Below are 17623 nucleotides of genomic sequence, written 5' to 3' on the forward strand. Positions count from 1 at the left end.
AACTAACTCTCCTCTTTTAGAAGCTCGACAATTTCTCTGACTTGATGAACGGTAACATCCTTGCGGATTTCCACTTTACCGATCTCCGTCGGAATAATATAAACCATCGTGCCTTCTTTGAATTTCTTATCATGCGTCATAGCGCTCATTATGCTGTCTGTGTCCAAATGAGCAGGTATGCGAACTGGCAAACCATACTTTTCGAACAAATCTTTGGTTACTTTGTGGATTTCTTCCCCATATCCGAACTGCTGAGCGAGCTTGGCTGCGCCAACCATCCCAATCGCGATGGCCTCGCCATGCAGTAATTCCCCATAGCCAGCAACAGCTTCCAGCGCATGCCCAATCGTATGTCCTAGATTGAGGATCGCGCGCAGATCGTTTTCTCGCTCATCTTGAGACACCACGATCGATTTCACTTTACAACCTATGTACAACGCATAACTCAGCGCATCCGGATCAAGGTCAAGCAGCTTATCTGCATGATCATCGCACCACTGCGTGAATTCCGCATCCCAAATCAAACCATGCTTGATCACTTCCGATAGTCCCGCTTTTACTTCGCGAGGCGGCAGGGTTAACAACAATTCGATGTCGAACAGAACGAGTTCGGGCTGGTGAAACGCCCCGATGATGTTCTTCGCCATCGGATGGTTCACTGCCACCTTGCCTCCGACAGAGCTGTCGTGGGCAAGAATCGTCGTCGGGATCTGCACGAAGCGGACCCCGCGCATGAAGCTCGCCGCGGCGAAGCCGGCGAGATCGCCGACCACGCCTCCACCCAGGGCCACGATCGACGAACTGCGATCAAGGCCCGCCTGGAGGGCGGCTGTGATGATTCCCTCGAGCTGCGCGAGGGACTTGGATGTTTCGCCTGCCGGGACGACGCAGGTTGTAACCGCAAAGCCGCCTTCGCGAAGCAGCGTCGAGACGCGCTCCAGATGCAGAGGAGCCACAGTCTCATCGGTCACGATGAGCAGTGGCGACTTGCGGCTAAGCTCCGCACGGTCGAAGTATGCAACGATTTGGTTAATAATCCCTTGACCAATATAAATCGGATAAGACCTTTCGCCAAGTTCTACCGTGAGTTCTCTCATATTAATAACTCTCCACTTGAGCTAGGAAGTTCGTTAAGTTCGCACGAATTTCCTCGATGGAGTCGCCGCCGAATTTGTCCAAGAACGCATTCGCAACTTCCCATGCGATAACATTTTCCATAATGACACCAGCAGCCGGCACCGCACAGGTATCGGAACGTTCCACTTGAGCAGTGAAGACTTCCTTCGTATCGATGTCTACGCTTTGCAGCGGTTTGTATAGCGTTGAGATAGGTTTCATAACGCCGCGAACGATAATTTGCTCGCCAGTCGTCATCCCACCTTCGAAACCACCTGCGCGGTTCGTTCTACGTCTAAAGCCCTCTTCCTGCGTGTACAAAATTTCATCATGCACATTGGAGCCTCTGCGTTCCGCCGCTTCGAAGCCAATTCCAAATTCAACACCTTTGAAAGCTTGGATCGAAAGCACGGCTTGTGCGATTTTACCGTCCAATTTGCGATCCCATTGCACATGGCTGCCGAGACCAACAGGTACGCCTTCAATGATAACTTCAACAATTCCGCCAAGTGTATCGCCATCTTCTTTGGCTGCGTCAATAGCCGCGATCATTTGAGCTTCTGCTTCTTTATCCACAACACGTACTGGCGATTCTTCTGTAAGGCGAATAAGCTCATCAACAGGAAGCTCTTGACGCTTAACTTCAACATCGCCAATCCGAATCACTTGTCCTGCGACTTTAATCCCGAACTCAGCAAGCAATTGACGTGCAACCGCTCCCGTTGCTACACGCATTGTCGTTTCCCGTGCGCTTGAGCGCTCCAGAATGTTGCGTAGATCCTTTTGATTATATTTAAGACCGCCGTTCAAATCGGCATGGCCAGGACGAGGACGATTAACACGACGTTTGCCTTCGTTATCCTCTTCTACAGGCTCAATGCCCATAACGGTTGTCCAATGTTTCCAATCGTTATTAACAACAACAAGGGCAATTGGCGCACCTGTTGTTTTGCCATGGCGCACACCGCCAGCAATCGTCGCTGTATCTTTTTCAATCTGCATCCGACGGCCGCGACCATACCCCTTTTGACGTCTATGTAGTTGAAAATTAAGTTCTTCAAAATTAAGAGTTACATTGCTCGGAAACCCTTCAATAATCGCAGTAAGCTGCGGTCCATGCGTTTCACCTGCTGTTAAATATCTCACTATCCGTTACCCCCCGTATCCAACACTTTAGCGCTTTGACGCGCGATTACCTTTTGTCATTATAGTATAGCTACTGAGGTTTGGCAACAGCACAAACGCAAAAAACACGCCTCGCATCTAAGGTAAAATCCCTTTAGCGTAAGCGTGTCAACATCTGATCAGGAGCTCTATTATCCGAGCATCGGCTGCTTTTGGACAACTCTTGGAAGTTCTGCCATCTGGGGATCATTCATCAATCCCGTAATCTGAGACGAATCCACGCCCAAAATTTGCGCACACTCCTGAATAGAAATCATTCCCCTGCGATAAGCGGTGATCACCTTGCGTTTGTCCATATGAGCCCCCTAAGAGTTTCTGCTTCAGCAAATAACGATACCGTAAACTTAGCTGACGTTCTTCTAGATTGTTACATCAGCATAAGCTTAGACTTTGTTACTCTTAGTATTGGAAGATATGGAAGAACTTATACACCCTTCTTGCGATAAAAGAAAGTATCTGCTGGTTCCAGGTCATATTGCGCAGGTGAAAAAATTTGCTCTGTTGAACCCACGAACAATAACCCGCCTGGTTTAAGTGCTTTGGAAAACTTTTGATACAAGACATGCTTGGCTTCTTCTGTGAAATAAATAATTACATTCCGGCAAACGATGAGGTCGAACCCAGCATCAAAGGTATCGACGAGCAAATTCTGCTTCTGAAATTTAACCGATTTCTTCAAATCATCTGTAATATGGTACATCAGCTGATCTTGACGGAAATATTTCTTCACATATTTATCCGGCACATCTCTTAAAGAACGATCCAGGTATATCCCTTTGCGTGCTTTCTCCAGTGCCCCGTCATCAATATCTGTGGCAAGCAATTGAACTTCATTCAGTGCCCCTTGCTCCGCCATGATCATAGCCAGCGTATAAGGTTCTTCCCCTGTTGAACAAGCGGCGCTCCATACTTTCAGCCGACGGTTCTTCTTCAACATATCCGGAACAAATTTCTGTTCAACCAATTCCCAACGATTCGGATTGCGCCAGAACTCCGAGACATTGATGGTCATGCGATCCAGGAATTCATAAAACAACTCTTTATTTTTCATCATCGCATCGAAGAAGCTGACGAAGGTATCGTATCCGCGTTTCATCCGCAATGTGGTCAATCGTCTTTTCATCTGCGCTTCCTTGTATAGGGCTAGATCAATGGACGTATGTTCTTTTACTTTTTTTATAAACAACAAAAAATCTTGATCTTCCATGTTGTCCACCCACCTCGGTCATATTCTCTTCCCTAACATTCTGTAGGCGACTCCTAGAATCCTTCACGAAACGACAAAAAAAAGAACCTGCATCCAAAAAGATGCCAGATTCTTAGTTCTTAACTCCTATTAAATCCATTGTTGAATCACTTTGCTGTATGTAAGTAGCTCGTCCGGCTGAAAAAAGTTGCCGATTTCACGTTCAGCGCTTTCCGGGGAATCCGACCCATGAATCAGATTGAAATTCGTATGTACGGCATAGTCACCGCGAATTGTTCCGGGAGCAGCCTCCAATGAATTGGTTTTGCCAATCACTGTGCGCGATAGTGGAATCACTTGATCGCCCTCCCACACCATTGCAAAAACCGGTCCGGATGTGATGAAGTTCACCAGTCTTTCGTAGAAATCTTTCCCTTTATGTTCGGCGTAATGGAACTCTGCTTGCTCCCTTGTAACAACCGTCAATTTGCTACCTACGAGTTGAAAACCCTTCTGTTCGAAGCGTTTTACGATTTCACCGATAAGACCGCGCTGTACACCATCTGGTTTAACCATCAAAAACGTTTTTTCCATATAAGGACTTCCTCCTTAACTATGTATTTACCACTACTTTACACTTTTTGGCTGCATTACTCAAATCGTCAACGGTTTGACTAATAAGAACGGTTGCCAAAGAAATGGGCGATTTCAATCAAATCTTTCTTGGCTTGCGTATTCGGCAGCAAATCCAGTGCGGCAATCGCTTTATCAATGTACTTCTGCGAAAGCGCATCCGCTTGCTCAATCCCTTTGCTGTTGCGGATGGCATCCAAGAAACGAGTGACATCCGTTTGCCCATCCAACTTATGTATGCGTTCTAATTCGGATAAAATAAAAGGCTTGAGTGCTGGATCCTGCATAGCGATCAATACGGGGAGTGTTATATTCCCTTGTTTTACGTCACTGCCTGGAGGCTTGCCGATTTGTTTCTCGGTTCCAATCAAATCTAGAATATCATCGCGAATCTGAAAAGCCATGCCGGCATTGTAACCGAAGGAATACAGCTTGTTGCAGATCCATTCAGGCGCGTCAGCTGCCACGGCCCCTAATTGGCAAGATATAGCAATTAACAAAGCCGTTTTACGTCTAATCCGCAATAAATAGTCTCTGATGGTTTGTTCAGAATGAAAAAAGAAGCGAATTTGTTCCATTTCTCCAATCGACATCTCGACAATGGCTTTGGACATAATCTGATGAACAGCAGGCTTAGGAATTTGTGTAATGACGCCAAGTGCTTTGGCGAAAATATAGTCCCCCGTAAACATAGCAATCCGGTTATCCCATTTGGAGCGGACTGTCAGCTGTCCGCGTCTAGTGTTCGCATCATCAATCACATCGTCATGAACGAGAGAAGCCATGTGAATCAGTTCCAATGGCACGGCAACCCGCTTCATCGTTTGCAGTTGATAGTTCCCGAACTCTCCAGCTAACAAGACGAAAACAGGGCGGATCCGTTTGCCGCCTGCTTTCAATAAATGCACGGACGTTTCTCTTAACATCGAATACTCCGTATAGACGCTTTCTTCGAGCTCTTTTTCAATTGCTGCTATATCTTTTCTCTTTCTCGTATAAATGTCCATTAAATTTTTCATTCAGTCACCCGTGCCACTTTATTCTCTGACCATAAAGAGATGCTTACTGGCTTCGGCAGGAAACCAAGCTCATAACAGTACTTGTAATAGGTAGCAAGTCCTTCCCATTGTTCCGTCCCGAAATCGTAACATAATGTATGAAAATAATGATGCCAATATTCGGCCGTGCCGCCGACCGTACTTTGCGCTTTTTGAATCATTTCATCCGGATTAAGATGAGCCTTGGCCTTGCTCGCCATGAAAGCATTGAAAGCTTCGGTTACCAATTCCGGATATTGCTCCGCGGTTTGCTTACGGATCGCCCACACCGCGAAGGATATCCATTGTCCAGTCCATTTGGCCCATTCTTGCCCAAGATCGGTAATCATATACGCTGTGTTGCGCCAATTCTCTTTAATCGCATCATCACCGATAAGTAAAGCTGCGTCTGCCTGTTCCATCATTTGAGTAATGTTGGGCTGTGCATATTCGTAAGTTGGCTTCCCTTTGTAAAACTTTTCCAGAATAATCTTAAGCAGATTCACAGAGGTCGCTGAAGTTGTTGGCAGTACAATTCGGCCATTCGCAATTTCCCGCAGCGGCTTCTCATGGAAAAGCAGAATCGAGTTCACCTCTCCATATGCGCTAACCGATAAATCTGGATACAGAAGATACTGCTCAAAAGATTCCCCATAAGCAAAAGAGGATATGGGCCCCATATCGATGTTTCCTGCCGCCATAGCTTTATTCAACGAAGTTGGCACCTGTTCGATAATGTCGACTTCTGTACTGTTCATCAATTCGGGAAAATAATAATAAATGGGCCAGACATTCGTGTAATTAATCCGGCCTATGCGTATTTTAGGGTCTAGGTTGCTCATGGTCTTCTCCCCATCTCCGATACAAGGAATGCTCGATTTCCATGCTGTCCAACACTTTACCCACCAAAAAATCGACCATCTCCTCCAAGGAGCGCGGACGATTATAGAAAGCGGGCATAGCCGGCAGCATGCGTACGCCCATTTTGGACAAGGTCAGCATGTTTTCCAAATGAATGGCATGCAAGGGCGTTTCCCTTGGAACCAGAATTAATTTTCTTCCTTCTTTCAACATAACATCGGCCGCGCGTTCGAGTAAATTATCGGATGAACCATGCGCTATGCCAGACAGCGTGCCCATGGAGCAAGGGATGACTACCATCCCTTTGGTCCGAAAGGAACCACTCGCAACACTTGCCCCGATGTTGGCAATCGGATGAAACTCATATGCCCCTAGTCGATTGCCAAAATGCTGCTGCAGCATTTCTTTGCGTTTGGTAACTTGCCAATCTAGTTCATCGTGCAGTACTCGCCAGCCAGCCTCTGTAATGATCACATGCACCTGCATGCCCAGATCCAAGAGAACTTGGATCAACCTTACACCGTAAACAGCCCCGCTCGCGCCCGTAATCCCGATGACCCAATTCCCACTCATGAATGCTGTCTCACAAGCACATCAATCAAAGTGAAAGCGAACATAACCAGACTTAACACTCCGTTCATTGTGAAAAAGGCTGTATTCAGCTTGGACAAATCTTGTGGAGAAACAAGCCGGTGTTCCTTGTACAGAATCACGTAAGCAATAACGAGACCAATCAAATAGAACCAACTCAAATGAGTAATAAAGAACAAGGCGACTAAGCCAACTGCAGTTAGAACATGTAAAATCCGCGCCGTGTTTAATGCTGCTCTGATGCCAAAGCGACTTGGCAAGGAGTGCAAGCCTTCCTTCTTATCAAATTCAGCATCTTGGCAGGCATAAATCAAGTCAAATCCTGAACTCCAACAAACAACTGTCAAATAGAAAATAAATGAGGACCAAGTGAAATGACCCGTAACAGCAATCCATCCGCCGAGTGGCGCCAGTCCCAAGGTAAGACCTAAGAAGAAGTGGCATGTCCACGTAAAGCGTTTGGTATACGAATAAAAGACAAGAAAAAACACTGCAATTGGCAGCAGCTTCATGGATAAAGCACTTAAATTGGATGTTGCCCAGAAAAGCAAGGCAAATGAGATGATGATATAAATAATAACCTGCTGAATCGAAATAAGTCCTGCTGGAATTGCCCGATTTTCTGTCCGTGGATTCTTCTTGTCAATTGCTTTGTCAATCACACGATTCAAGGCCATCGCGGCCGTTCTTGCCCCCACCATTGCCAACGTGATCCAACCAATTTGAGCCCAGCTGGGCAGATGTCCATTTAATACAACGGAGCCGAGAATAGCTCCCATGAATGCGAATGGCAAAGCAAAAACACTGTGTTCGAATTTAATCATTTCCAAAAAGATTTTTAATTTAGTAAGCATATGCTGATTACACTCCTGATTTCGTTTTCCCCTTGGTGCCTACATGTAATGCTGCAACTCCACCTGTTAACGGATAAGCTTGAACACTTTCTAAACCTTGCTTCTTAAAGATGGCCGCCAATTGCTTGTGATCCGGAAATTGCACCAAAGAATCCGGCAGCCATTTGTATTGCTCGTACTTTTTGACAATTAATCTACCCAAGAAAGGCAGCACACGTTGAAAATAAAAATAATAAATGGACTTGAAAGGCTGCCACGTCGGCTTGGACAACTCCAACGACACAACTAGCCCTCCTGGCTTAACGACACGCTGCATTTCACGAATGACCTGCTCCAGATCGGGCACATTGCGAAGCGCGAATCCGATCGTCGCATAATCAAACGTATTGTCGTCATAGGGAAGACTCATCGCATTGCCGCGAATCAGTTGGATTTGCTGTTCCAAGTGAAGCTGCTTAATTTTCTCAGCGCCATAATCAAGCATGTTCTGGCTAAAATCCAAGCCAACCATTTTGCCGCTGCCGCTTGCTTGCGCCAAGCTTATCGTCCAGTCACACGTTCCACAGCACAAATCAATCGCGGTTTGTCCCGGCTGTACATTCATCTTCTTCATCGTGAATTTGCGCCACGCTTTGTGCCGGCGAAAACTTAGAATGCTATTCATCAAATCATATTTGGGAGCAATGCTTTCAAAGACGGAATGGACGAATTCCTCTTTGGATTTTGACTTCTTCGTTTCATTGGTAGCTTTTGTCATACTCATCTGTTTGTTCACCTCAAATTTCTTCCAACACTTTGGATGGTTTCGCTAAAAATCGGAGAAACGGCTCCCCTATGTGAAACAGTTCACTTATTAGTTTGTCCGAGTCCAGCTGCTGCACCATGGTCTGCAATTGCTTGGTATGGGCATCAAGCATGTTGTATAGCTGCGATTTGATATTGTACTTATGCAAGAGTGTGCGAACTTTCGCTTGATCGGAATCTTCCGCTTGCAGCTGCTTGCGTTCTTCTTTGGAACCTGTCTGCAAAATATGCCAGAACCCCCAACTCCACCGAAAGTTATCCACAGAATCAACTCGGAAAATTTCTTCAAAGATCATTTCACACTTGGCATAGCTGCGGAATATATCCGGCCACGCTTGATCATACGCCCCAGACATAAGGTCAGAGAAAGACAAAAAAAGCTGAGATTTAATTTCCACGGACTGGTGGACGTAATCTTCTGCCGACAATTTCAATTGTTTCATTTTGATATACACATTCATCTTTAAACGATTCACTTCACAGATGGCATCTGATAACTGCTTGATCATCTCGATTTGCCCTGCTTGAGCCAACAGATGATAGAATCTGGAACTAAAGTAATCGCCTGCCAGAACCTTTAGCTGCCTGGATCTTGCTGCCTTCTTCTCTTTGATGTCATTGGATGCCGTCACCATATCATGCGTGTCCAGACCAAGCTGTACCAGAGACGTTGCCAACGTGTACAACTCGCTTAACTTGCTTAATTTACTATTTCCATTCAAAAAGGCAAACAACAGACGTGTGCGGAGCTCCGGAAAATCGGGCAAGTCTGTGTGAATTTGGATCATATCGTACTCTGTGTACTGCTTGGCGATCTCTGGGATCCGATAAGAATTCATGCAAAAGCCTCCGTAACCGTGTGCCAAATCTCTTCAACATTCTTCGATGTTTCAATTCAAGTCATTATATCATAACACGTAAATAGAAGCACTTTAATTATAACGGATATTTTTGCTGCCATCTCGACGTATAGGTGAGTCGGAATCGATTCTGCAATTGCTGTTCCAATTGGATCAAGCTAAGGTCATTCGCATTCTTCTCCATATCTTTCCCGTTTTCGCGTTCAGCAACCATCGCGAGCACAAGCTGCGTTGAAGCCGATTCTTTGGAACCTGAATAGTCTATGACACGCACCCATACCTGATCCACATTTTTGGTCTTGGACAGCATCGTTTGAGCAAGCGTATATAAATCCCGATAGACTGAGACAGAGTCTGCATTCTTAGGCAAACTCAAGTCAAGTGACATGCGTGAATTGCTGAGCTCCACTTTACGTATCCTCAATTGTAGCGGCACTTGAACGAGAAGATCAACCATATTCTCATTCGTCAACTGTCCTGCCCGATTGCTTGACCAATTTGAAGGCGCGTGAAGGCCTGTGGAGCGATCCATTTGGGGAAGCAAAGACAAACAGATCACCATAGCAACGGATATCCCTAAAGTCAACACAATGCGCATCGTCCATTTCATGCAAAACACCTCCTACGCGATTCCAAGAGCAAGTCTTATTTCGTAGCGTTTGTATGTTGCAAGCTCTATACACCATTGTACAAAGAAAAAAAGCAGGCTATGCCTGCTTTATAAATTATTCTTCCGTATCGATCGTTCCGTATTTCGTCATGATCAATGCTTTTCCCCGCACTTTGACGGCTGAGGTGTGCTCGGTAAACTGAGCGATCATCACTTCACCCTTGTCCAATTTCTCCGTATGATGAAAGCGAGTATCTTGACCGCGGGTTAGTCCGATGACATGCACGCCGTTATCCTTGGCTTTAATAACGAAATACTCGTTGCCATTCGAATTCGCGGAATTTGTTTTATTGTTGGGTTGTTCCACTGTCCATCCTCCGTTCTCGCCTAATCTACAAACACTTATCTAATGATGCCAAATAAAGGTGTAAGAAGTCAACTGACATTACGCAGAAAGCTCATTAACAGGAGTTTTCGAACTCTTTTGATAAAAACGCTTGAATTTGGCAGGCAGAATCCGATTGGAACCTACACGAATCAATAGATCAGACAGCTTTACTGTCCCATAAGCGAACAGCATACCAGCAAACACGTCAATCAACCAATGAATCTGCAAATACAATGTTGAGAAAATAATGGATGCGCAGTACGTGACCATCATCGTTTTGAAGATACGATCCTTCTCCCTTAATGCCAGCAGCAGCATGGCAAAGGAAATGGATGTGTGCATACTAGGGAAACAGTTCATCACAGCAACAAGCAAGGAATTCTCGTCGGCAAATACACGATGCAGAAGATCCGGTTGTTTATTCACATACCAAACCTCGTGCAGCAAAATCAAATTGTAAAAGGGCAGAATTAACGGGAACTGCAGCATATGCCCAGATAACGCATAAGAGAGCATTTTCTTAATACTGCGTGTCCAGAAGCTTCGCACGATACAGATCCACAGCGATAAAACAAAACCGTAATTATAAATCCATACCATCGCCCGATCCAGAAAAGGTGTTGCAATCCATCTTGCCCACCCTCCCGTATTCAGCGGGATAGCATTCATATACGCATCCCAGTGCCAAGGATGACGATTATTCTCAAACATCCAATTGGCGATTTTCCACCAAAAGCCATTGCCCGTTCCATAGAAGTAATAAAAAACACCAAGAAGTGGAATACCAAAGATAAAAAAACGTCTCCAATCCACATCGATCTGATCTTTGCGGACACCAAGCAGACATACAAGCAGTAGAATCCAGCATTCCTTGCTCCAGTTTCCAACAACACCGATCCGCCAAACCAAATAAATAGAAGCAATAATGCCGAACATCGTCCAATCTTGCGATTTCACGATCTCGTTCAATTTCACCTTACTCAAGACTGTTCCCCCTAAAATCATCTCAGCAGCGTTCTCTCTTTTTATTGGAACAAGTCTCATCACGAGAAAAAGACATCGGACCGTCGATGTCTTTGTCATAATCGGAGTAACACGATTCGAACGTGCGACCTCACCCACCCCAAGGGTGCGCGCTACCAGGCTGCGCCATACCCCGTTTGTAGCTAGCAAACTCATTCACTTTTGTAATTATAGTAGGAGAAATTCGAATTGTAAAGCCATTTTCTAAGGTCTAGAAAGAAAGCCGCGACAGCATATAGCGGCCACGGCTTTCTTGTTATATAACGTTCAATAGTATGTAAAACGCAAATTATTGAATGCCATCTTTAAGTGCTTTACCAGGTTTGAAAGCTGGAATTTTGCTTGCTGGAATTTCGATTTCATCACCAGTCTGTGGATTACGTCCTTTACGAGCAGAACGTTCACGAACTTCAAAGTTACCGAATCCAACTAGTTGTACTTTATCCCCGCCTTGCAGCGCTTCGGAAATTGCATCAAACACAGCGTCAACTGCTTTCGTTGCATCTTTCTTGGAAAGCTCAGAGGTTTCAGCAACCTTGTTAATCAATTCAGATTTATTCATGCCATTCACCTCCCCCCAAGATTTCTCACTTCCGTTACTTCCTGTTTTCACCGTTTCCTCAGAAAATATACATTATCCAATGAAAAATCGTTGATTTTCTTAGTTAAAATGAACTTCGAAAGCAGACGAATAAATTCATAGTAATATACTCCGACAGCAATTTCAAGTATCGGTTTCCAATTTATGTGGGTATTTCTGCTAGAAAACGACAAAAAACACTCAATGGAGTGTTTTTGTCCACATTCAATTCCTCATAAAATGATAGCAATTAAGCCGCCTGAGCCTTCATTAATAATTCGTCCAAGTGTTTCTTGCAGCTTATATCTAGCGTTATCCGGCATTTGCGCAAGCTTTCCTTGAATACCTTCTCGCACAATCGAATGAAGATTTCTCCCAAAAATGTCGGATTCCCAAATTTTCAGCGGGTTATCCTCGAAATCCTGCATCAAGTAGCGGACAAGCTCCTCACTTTGCTTCTCCGTTCCAATAATCGGCGAGAATTCCGACTCTACATCCACACGAATCATGTGAATTGAAGGTGCCGTCGCTCTTAGACGCACACCGAATCTGGAACCTTGGCGAATCAATTCCGGTTCATCCAAGGCCATCTCAGCCAGCGTTGGAGGCGCTATCCCATACCCCGTCGTCTTGACCATCTCCAAGGCTTCGGCGAATTGATCATACTCGCGCTTCGCATGCGTGAAATCCTGCATCAGCTGCAGCAGATGATCCTTGCCTCGGATTTCGACGCCGACCACTTCGACCAGAATACGGTCATACAGCTCATCAGGCGCGAACAAATCAATCTCCGCCACCCCTTGCCCCATGCTGAGTCCAGCTAATGCAGCCTTATCGATAAACTCATATTCGGCGAATTGACTGACGACACGATCCACATCACGCAGACGTCTGATATCTTGAACGGTATCGCGTACGGAATTTTCAAATTGCGTGCGCAACCAATGATTCTCATCCAACACCATGACCCAGCTCGGCAGATTTACATTGACTTCGTGGACAGGGAACTCGTAGAGCACTTCACGAAGAACCGAGACCATTTCCTCTTCTCCGGCACTGGCTACACTCATCGTGACAACAGGCACATCATAGCGGCTTTGCAGCTCGCTGCGCAGTTCCAGAGCTGGTTCGCTGTTTGGTTTCTGAGAGTTAATAATGACGATGAAAGGCTTGCCTACTTCTTTCAATTCATTAATGACTCTCTCTTCTGCTAGCACATAAGAAGACCTAGGAATGTCAGATATCGTTCCATCGGTCGTTACAACAACACCGAGAGTAGAATGCTCTTGAATGACCTTCCTTGTACCGATTTCGGCCGCTTCCTGGAAAGGAATCGGTTCATCGAACCAAGGTGTATTGATCATCCTTGGGCCGTTCTCGTCTTCATAGCCTTTGGCGCCATCGACTGCGTAACCTACACAATCAACTAGGCGAACATTCACGTTCAGCCCTTCGGCCACGGAAATTTGAACCGCCGTATTCGGTACGAATTTCGGCTCCGTTGTCATAATCGTGCGGCCAGCAGCGCTCTGCGGGAGTTCATCGGTAGCCCGGATCCTATCCGCTTCACTTTGAATGTTAGGCAGCACTACAGATTCCACAAAACGTTTGATAAAGGTTGATTTTCCTGTCCGGACTGCTCCGACAACCCCCAGGTAAATGTCCCCTCCCGTTCGTTCTGCAATGTCCTTAAAGATATCCACTTTCTCCAAGAGAATCCCTCCTACAGTTTGGTCATCAACTGACTCATGTGACGGTAACAATTGACTACTCGTACATCATATAGGGATCTTTGATCGATCGAAGATCAAAGTCTCGCCTAATTGGACTAGTAAGAAATATATGTACTTTCGATAGAAATATGATAGATCCGTAGATCTTTTTTTTGCCGCTCATATTTTATGAAGCACATACAGAACTTAAATCAAAGACTCACCACATTGAAAAAATATATGAGACACATAGAGGAGTTATTCTAAAAAAAGCAAAAAAAGCGACTTTGCCGCCCTGGGAGATGAGCCTTATTCATAGCAACAAATCCTATAAAGGAACTGTAGTGCGCTATTCGGACAAACGATCACCATTCAGCCAATACATATAGGGTGAGCTTCGCTCACCCCAAGATTTATGGTGCCGCTTGCGGCATCGGTTGATCTTTTTGCCACAAATAAGCCGTGCTTCGAATGGGAACAAAAAGCGTTTTGCTGACGAGAAGATCACGCAGATCCTGATCTGCCTTCAACGAACCAGCGAGCGAGCCGCTCTGAATGACTTGCATAATATCCATGCCGTAATCAATACTGACGTCACCAGTTTGCTTATTTACAATGTAGGAAATGAGATTTTTACGATTGTATACCGATTTGATATCCGGAGTTTTGGCGCCCAATTTATCAAAATCCACATACTCAAAAGCTTCATTAATAGCGATGCCCTGCGGCAAATTCCCATCATGTTTCACTTTATAGTCGTTTATCTTTTTCTGTACATCTTCTACGCTTTGATAGGCTGATAAATCCATCAGCTTGACAATTGGCTTGGTCTCCACGTCCACAAGCACATAGATGAAAATACCACCGCTTTCAAAGGCGTTTGCAGGCACTGCGCTAAGTAGATTTGACTTTTGGAGTTTGGCGAAATCAATGACATATTTCTCATAAAGCGGTGTTGTCATGTCACTATTTTTAATCGGGAGCACACCGGTTTTCTCATGGAATTGATCGATGGCTTGCTGCACAACGGTAATAAACTCAGCAGGATTCGTTAGATTCTCTTTGCGCAATTCCTTGGGATAAGCGCAACCGCTGAGCAGCATAATTAGACACAGTGCGAGAGCGATCGTACGGTATTGCAAAAAGTTTTGAACCATTTTCACGAAGAAATCATCCTATCTTTTCTAAAATAAATCGTCATCTTCCGCTTGTCTGGCAAGCTGAGCCCTTATAGCAGCCTTCAGAGGGTCCTCAGGCACTGTGACTTGCACTTGACCAATCACTCGGGCTTGACAAGCCAATCGATAGCCCTCGTCCGCTTGTGAGCCCAGTTTCAACCGTTCATTCACATTCATTGGCGCTAGTCCACTAGCATCCGTGACCTGCACTTTGCACATGAGGCAAGCAGCTTTGGCCCCGCAACGCGTGCGGATATTAACCCTGGCTTTGCGCCCAGCATCCAGTAAAGTGGTGCCGGGACGTACCGTAATCTTTTTGTTATCCGGCAAAAAAAGAACTTCCGATAGTGCCATTGCACTCACCTACTTATCGCGTCTTCTTTCTATTAGCGTTTCGGCAATAGTGCCTCCACCTTTTGCCGGAACGCTGATCCCCATTGATTTCTTTGCATAATGTCTGCCAAAACTCGCCTATGCGGCTCGGGATTCAGCATCATTGTTCGAACAATAGCTTCATATCGATCAGGACGATCTCGCAGCAAATTAAACAGCAGCTCATGAGCCAGCGGCATGATTCTAATGTTCTGATTGTCAATCAACGCTGATTGACTGTGAGTTTCCCATAAATAAGCCACTTCTACCTGATAGGAGCATTCCATGGCTTGTACTTTGAAATCCCCCACGACTTCAACGGCAGTTCCATCGATTTGATAATGGCTCAGGATCGAGGCGTAGATGGGAGTTTCACTATACACCGGACTATCGACGGCATATTTGTGCAAAGTTGAATATATTGGTGTCACGTCGTCAACGTCGACATAAATATCTAGGTCTCTCGGACTTCGTCCGATATCTACTTGCTGCAAGAGCAGTCCGCAGCTTCCACCGATAAGATAGCGTAGCCCAGGTGCTTGCAATAACTCAGTTTGAATGGTCGTAATCGATGGAAGTAACGGCTCTAGCAAAACCAAGATGCCCACACCTTTCAGGCAGAAATTTTCAGAAATAGGGTTTATGAGTCACAGAAATGGACCCAGATTGCTTAACCACACATTGACAGGCTAAACGATAACCCTGCTCAAGCTCTTCGGGTTCTAAACGATCTTCTTCTTCATCAGATGGCAACGACAACAGTTCCCTGCCTGAAGCTACATAGCAGCGGCATCTGGCGCAAGTGCCCCGTGTACACGAAAATCCCCAATCCACATCTTCTTTGAGCGCATGATCCAGAAGGGTTAATCCTGTGACCGGCTCGATCGTTTTTTGTGTTTTGCGCGTTTTCAATTCCAACATCGGTGTTCGCCTCCAGGAAGTTAAAACAAAGATAGTAGCATGTAGAGTAAAATAGGGATGAACAGGAAAAAGGCAATGAGCGAAAGTACTACACGAAGAACACCTTGTGTTCGCGTTCTTGCGTAGGAGATTAATAAGGATGCGACAACCATGAGTCCGATCGCCACAAAAGAAGCCCACATTTTGTCTAAACTTGACATATTCATAACTCCTTATGTATAAATCATTAAAATTTATCACCAGTAAGTATAGCATAGGATGAGAAAAAAAGCATAAAGGGCAGCAAAGCTCCCCTTCATGCTTTTATTTTTTACCCATCATCATATTCATTAATTGCTGCATGTTATTCGTATCCAGCTTGCTGCTTTTGACTGCTTGCACGATGTCATTGATGGTTTCTTCGGATACTTTCACATTAACTAAACCGGAAACTTGTTTAATTAACTGACGAAGCTGCGTTTCACTTTGCAGTGTAGAAGGTTTCACACCGCTTGCCAGTTTCTCAATATCTTTGGACGTCACGGATTTCCCCGTTTTCTTCTTGACCACGTTTAGAATGTCTTTGGACATATCCTTATTCGCCAAATGTTCCGCCTCCCTATACCTCTTGATCGCTTAGCTTATAAGGTATAGTATGAGCGCGGCAAGAATCTGGTGTAGGCTACTTCAATACTTTTGTAATCAGCTCTACAGGAACTTCCTCAATCTCGTGCGTCCGCACGCGGCCCATCAAATCTTGGGCAGCGAGTTGTGGTGATTTCCCTGCGAATAACACAAGGTATAATTCATTCGTAATCGGCATCGTCACATCATAGCGGCTGGAGAGCTCATAGGCGGCTTTCGTTGTTTTCACACCTTCAACGACCATGCCCATCTCCTTGAGCACATCTTCAAGCGGCATGCCTTTGGCTAATTTATTGCCTGCGCGCCAATTACGGCTATGCTGACTTGTACACGTCGCGATCAAATCACCGATTCCGGCTAAACCTGCAAATGTAAGCGGATTGGCACCCATGGTTGTACCTAATCTAGCAATTTCAGCCAACCCTCGTGTCATAAGCGCTGCTTTCGCGTTATCTCCGAAACCCAGTCCATCGGTGAGCCCTGCGCCAAGCGCTATGATGTTTTTGAGCGCTCCTGCAACTTCAACACCCGCTACATCCGGATTCGTATAGACACGGAAATAAGCGTTGATCATTAAATCCTGCGCAGCTTCTGCTGCTTCCAGATCTTCAGCCGCGACGACAACTGTTGTCGGACGTTTCTGAACAACTTCTTCCGCGTGACTAGGACCTGACAAGACGACCAATCGTTTGGGGTCCATCTCAGGCAGCTCATCGGCGAGCACCTCAGTCATTCGTTTGAGCGTGCTCATTTCGAAACCTTTTGTCGCATGGATCAATAAGGCATCTTTTTTCACATAAGGCCGTATTTGAGAAGCCACATCGCGCATACCGGAGGAAGGCACAACTAAAATGATCGCATCGGCGTCTTCCACAGCTTCCTGCAGGGAATTCGTAGCAACGATTAACGGCGATAATTCGAAATTCGGAAGAAATCGGCTATTGCTGTGCTTTTCATTGATTTCTTTCACTTGCTCCTCATTACGTGACCATAACAGCACTTGCTTGCCATTATCCGCCAGTACCGAAGCAAGCGCAGTCCCCCAACTCCCTGCTACCAGAACCGATACTTTGTTGGTCAAGGTAATC

The 17623-nt window shown here is 45.4% G+C and carries 23 protein-coding genes and 1 tRNA gene; all 24 read right to left on the minus strand.

The window, feature by feature from the left end; translation table 11 throughout:
• Window positions 1-2: 2 nt before the first annotated feature.
• Window positions 3-1097, minus strand: coding sequence for a 3-dehydroquinate synthase (aroB, locus tag LOZ80_RS17275; protein ID WP_238172520.1), 1095 nt, complete (start codon window positions 1095-1097; stop codon window positions 3-5).
• A gap of 1 nt (window position 1098) precedes the next feature.
• Window positions 1099-2262 (minus strand): chorismate synthase, encoded by a 1164-nt coding sequence (aroC, locus tag LOZ80_RS17280; protein WP_238172521.1) that lies wholly within the window; start codon window positions 2260-2262, stop codon window positions 1099-1101.
• 170 nt (window positions 2263-2432) lie between these two features.
• The gene (locus LOZ80_RS17285) at window positions 2433-2597 is read right to left on the minus strand and encodes a hypothetical protein (RefSeq protein WP_189014291.1); all 165 of its coding nucleotides are present in this window, start codon (window positions 2595-2597) and stop codon (window positions 2433-2435) included.
• Window positions 2598-2725: 128 nt separating this feature from the next.
• Window positions 2726-3508 carry a CheR family methyltransferase gene (locus LOZ80_RS17290; RefSeq protein WP_238172522.1) on the minus strand — a complete coding sequence of 261 codons (783 nt, stop codon included), beginning with the start codon at window positions 3506-3508 and terminating at the stop codon, window positions 2726-2728.
• 129 nt (window positions 3509-3637) lie between these two features.
• On the minus strand, window positions 3638-4081 hold the full coding sequence (gene ndk, locus LOZ80_RS17295) for a nucleoside-diphosphate kinase (protein WP_189014288.1): 444 nt from the start codon (window positions 4079-4081) through the stop codon (window positions 3638-3640).
• Window positions 4082-4161: 80 nt separating this feature from the next.
• Window positions 4162-5139: a polyprenyl synthetase family protein gene (locus tag LOZ80_RS17300; RefSeq protein WP_238172523.1), complete on the minus strand. Its 978-nt coding sequence runs from the start codon at window positions 5137-5139 to the stop codon at window positions 4162-4164.
• Window positions 5136-5999: a menaquinone biosynthesis protein gene (locus LOZ80_RS17305; RefSeq protein ID WP_238172524.1), complete on the minus strand. Its 864-nt coding sequence runs from the start codon at window positions 5997-5999 to the stop codon at window positions 5136-5138. The genes LOZ80_RS17300 and LOZ80_RS17305 overlap by 4 nt, the downstream gene beginning before the upstream one ends.
• Window positions 5980-6591: a UbiX family flavin prenyltransferase gene (locus tag LOZ80_RS17310; protein ID WP_238172525.1), complete on the minus strand. Its 612-nt coding sequence runs from the start codon at window positions 6589-6591 to the stop codon at window positions 5980-5982. The genes LOZ80_RS17305 and LOZ80_RS17310 overlap by 20 nt, the downstream gene beginning before the upstream one ends.
• The gene (locus tag LOZ80_RS17315; RefSeq protein WP_238172526.1) at window positions 6588-7463 is read right to left on the minus strand and encodes a UbiA-like polyprenyltransferase; all 876 of its coding nucleotides are present in this window, start codon (window positions 7461-7463) and stop codon (window positions 6588-6590) included. The genes LOZ80_RS17310 and LOZ80_RS17315 overlap by 4 nt, the downstream gene beginning before the upstream one ends.
• Before the next feature lie 7 nt (window positions 7464-7470).
• Window positions 7471-8220 (minus strand): demethylmenaquinone methyltransferase, encoded by a 750-nt coding sequence (locus tag LOZ80_RS17320; RefSeq protein ID WP_238173013.1) that lies wholly within the window; start codon window positions 8218-8220, stop codon window positions 7471-7473.
• Window positions 8221-8239: 19 nt separating this feature from the next.
• Window positions 8240-9106 (minus strand): heptaprenyl diphosphate synthase component 1, encoded by an 867-nt coding sequence (locus LOZ80_RS17325; RefSeq protein ID WP_238172527.1) that lies wholly within the window; start codon window positions 9104-9106, stop codon window positions 8240-8242.
• Between the two features lie 97 nt (window positions 9107-9203).
• Window positions 9204-9737, minus strand: coding sequence for a hypothetical protein (locus LOZ80_RS17330; protein ID WP_238172528.1), 534 nt, complete (start codon window positions 9735-9737; stop codon window positions 9204-9206).
• Window positions 9738-9852: 115 nt separating this feature from the next.
• Window positions 9853-10104, minus strand: a complete 252-nt coding sequence (mtrB, locus tag LOZ80_RS17335) for a trp RNA-binding attenuation protein MtrB (protein WP_238172529.1) — start codon at window positions 10102-10104, stop codon at window positions 9853-9855.
• 78 nt (window positions 10105-10182) lie between these two features.
• Window positions 10183-11100 (minus strand): phosphatase PAP2 family protein, encoded by a 918-nt coding sequence (locus LOZ80_RS17340; protein WP_238173014.1) that lies wholly within the window; start codon window positions 11098-11100, stop codon window positions 10183-10185.
• A 110-nt stretch (window positions 11101-11210) separates the two neighbouring features.
• Window positions 11211-11284, minus strand: a tRNA-Pro gene (locus LOZ80_RS17345).
• Window positions 11285-11437: 153 nt separating this feature from the next.
• Complete coding sequence (locus tag LOZ80_RS17350) at window positions 11438-11710, minus strand: HU family DNA-binding protein (RefSeq protein WP_029193008.1); 273 nt, start codon at window positions 11708-11710, stop codon at window positions 11438-11440.
• Window positions 11711-11961: 251 nt separating this feature from the next.
• Entirely contained in the window at window positions 11962-13440 is a 1479-nt protein-coding gene (spoIVA, locus tag LOZ80_RS17355) for a stage IV sporulation protein A (protein WP_189014278.1), read from the minus strand.
• Between the two features lie 413 nt (window positions 13441-13853).
• The gene (locus LOZ80_RS17360; protein ID WP_238173015.1) at window positions 13854-14597 is read right to left on the minus strand and encodes a hypothetical protein; all 744 of its coding nucleotides are present in this window, start codon (window positions 14595-14597) and stop codon (window positions 13854-13856) included.
• A gap of 27 nt (window positions 14598-14624) precedes the next feature.
• Complete coding sequence (locus LOZ80_RS17365) at window positions 14625-14972, minus strand: 2Fe-2S iron-sulfur cluster-binding protein (protein ID WP_189014277.1); 348 nt, start codon at window positions 14970-14972, stop codon at window positions 14625-14627.
• A 32-nt stretch (window positions 14973-15004) separates the two neighbouring features.
• The gene (locus LOZ80_RS17370; RefSeq protein ID WP_238172530.1) at window positions 15005-15589 is read right to left on the minus strand and encodes a nucleotidyltransferase family protein; all 585 of its coding nucleotides are present in this window, start codon (window positions 15587-15589) and stop codon (window positions 15005-15007) included.
• A 28-nt stretch (window positions 15590-15617) separates the two neighbouring features.
• Window positions 15618-15911: a 2Fe-2S iron-sulfur cluster-binding protein gene (locus LOZ80_RS17375; protein ID WP_238172531.1), complete on the minus strand. Its 294-nt coding sequence runs from the start codon at window positions 15909-15911 to the stop codon at window positions 15618-15620.
• 20 nt (window positions 15912-15931) lie between these two features.
• On the minus strand, window positions 15932-16111 hold the full coding sequence (locus tag LOZ80_RS17380; protein WP_238172532.1) for a DUF2768 family protein: 180 nt from the start codon (window positions 16109-16111) through the stop codon (window positions 15932-15934).
• Window positions 16112-16214: 103 nt separating this feature from the next.
• A complete protein-coding gene (locus LOZ80_RS17385) occupies window positions 16215-16481 on the minus strand; it encodes a stage VI sporulation protein F (protein ID WP_189014384.1) in 267 nt (88 codons plus the stop codon).
• A gap of 91 nt (window positions 16482-16572) precedes the next feature.
• Window positions 16573-17616, minus strand: a complete 1044-nt coding sequence (locus LOZ80_RS17390) for an NAD(P)H-dependent glycerol-3-phosphate dehydrogenase (protein ID WP_238172533.1) — start codon at window positions 17614-17616, stop codon at window positions 16573-16575.
• Window positions 17617-17623: the final 7 nt, after the last annotated feature.

Source organism: Paenibacillus sp. HWE-109 (assembly GCF_022163125.1).
Taxonomy (GTDB): domain Bacteria; phylum Bacillota; class Bacilli; order Paenibacillales; family NBRC-103111; genus Paenibacillus_E.

What these genes read in the sequence shown, in the direction of transcription:
- aroB (WP_238172520.1), bottom strand. Translation starts at nt 1,097, where the DNA reads ATGAGAGAACTCACGGTAGAACTTGGCGAAAGGTCTTATCCGATTTAT.
- LOZ80_RS17285 (WP_189014291.1), bottom strand. Translation starts at nt 2,597, where the DNA reads ATGGACAAACGCAAGGTGATCACCGCTTATCGCAGGGGAATGATTTCT.
- LOZ80_RS17290 (WP_238172522.1), bottom strand. Translation starts at nt 3,508, where the DNA reads ATGGAAGATCAAGATTTTTTGTTGTTTATAAAAAAAGTAAAAGAACAT.
- ndk (WP_189014288.1), bottom strand. Translation starts at nt 4,081, where the DNA reads ATGGAAAAAACGTTTTTGATGGTTAAACCAGATGGTGTACAGCGCGGT.
- LOZ80_RS17300 (WP_238172523.1), bottom strand. Translation starts at nt 5,139, where the DNA reads ATGAAAAATTTAATGGACATTTATACGAGAAAGAGAAAAGATATAGCA.
- LOZ80_RS17305 (WP_238172524.1), bottom strand. Translation starts at nt 5,999, where the DNA reads ATGAGCAACCTAGACCCTAAAATACGCATAGGCCGGATTAATTACACG.
- LOZ80_RS17310 (WP_238172525.1), bottom strand. Translation starts at nt 6,591, where the DNA reads ATGAGTGGGAATTGGGTCATCGGGATTACGGGCGCGAGCGGGGCTGTT.
- LOZ80_RS17315 (WP_238172526.1), bottom strand. Translation starts at nt 7,463, where the DNA reads ATGCTTACTAAATTAAAAATCTTTTTGGAAATGATTAAATTCGAACAC.
- LOZ80_RS17320 (WP_238173013.1), bottom strand. Translation starts at nt 8,220, where the DNA reads ATGACAAAAGCTACCAATGAAACGAAGAAGTCAAAATCCAAAGAGGAA.
- LOZ80_RS17325 (WP_238172527.1), bottom strand. Translation starts at nt 9,106, where the DNA reads ATGAATTCTTATCGGATCCCAGAGATCGCCAAGCAGTACACAGAGTAC.
- LOZ80_RS17330 (WP_238172528.1), bottom strand. Translation starts at nt 9,737, where the DNA reads ATGAAATGGACGATGCGCATTGTGTTGACTTTAGGGATATCCGTTGCT.
- LOZ80_RS17350 (WP_029193008.1), bottom strand. Translation starts at nt 11,710, where the DNA reads ATGAATAAATCTGAATTGATTAACAAGGTTGCTGAAACCTCTGAGCTT.
- LOZ80_RS17360 (WP_238173015.1), bottom strand. Translation starts at nt 14,597, where the DNA reads ATGGTTCAAAACTTTTTGCAATACCGTACGATCGCTCTCGCACTGTGT.
- LOZ80_RS17365 (WP_189014277.1), bottom strand. Translation starts at nt 14,972, where the DNA reads ATGGCACTATCGGAAGTTCTTTTTTTGCCGGATAACAAAAAGATTACG.
- LOZ80_RS17375 (WP_238172531.1), bottom strand. Translation starts at nt 15,911, where the DNA reads ATGTTGGAATTGAAAACGCGCAAAACACAAAAAACGATCGAGCCGGTC.
- LOZ80_RS17380 (WP_238172532.1), bottom strand. Translation starts at nt 16,111, where the DNA reads ATGTCAAGTTTAGACAAAATGTGGGCTTCTTTTGTGGCGATCGGACTC.
- LOZ80_RS17385 (WP_189014384.1), bottom strand. Translation starts at nt 16,481, where the DNA reads ATGTCCAAAGACATTCTAAACGTGGTCAAGAAGAAAACGGGGAAATCC.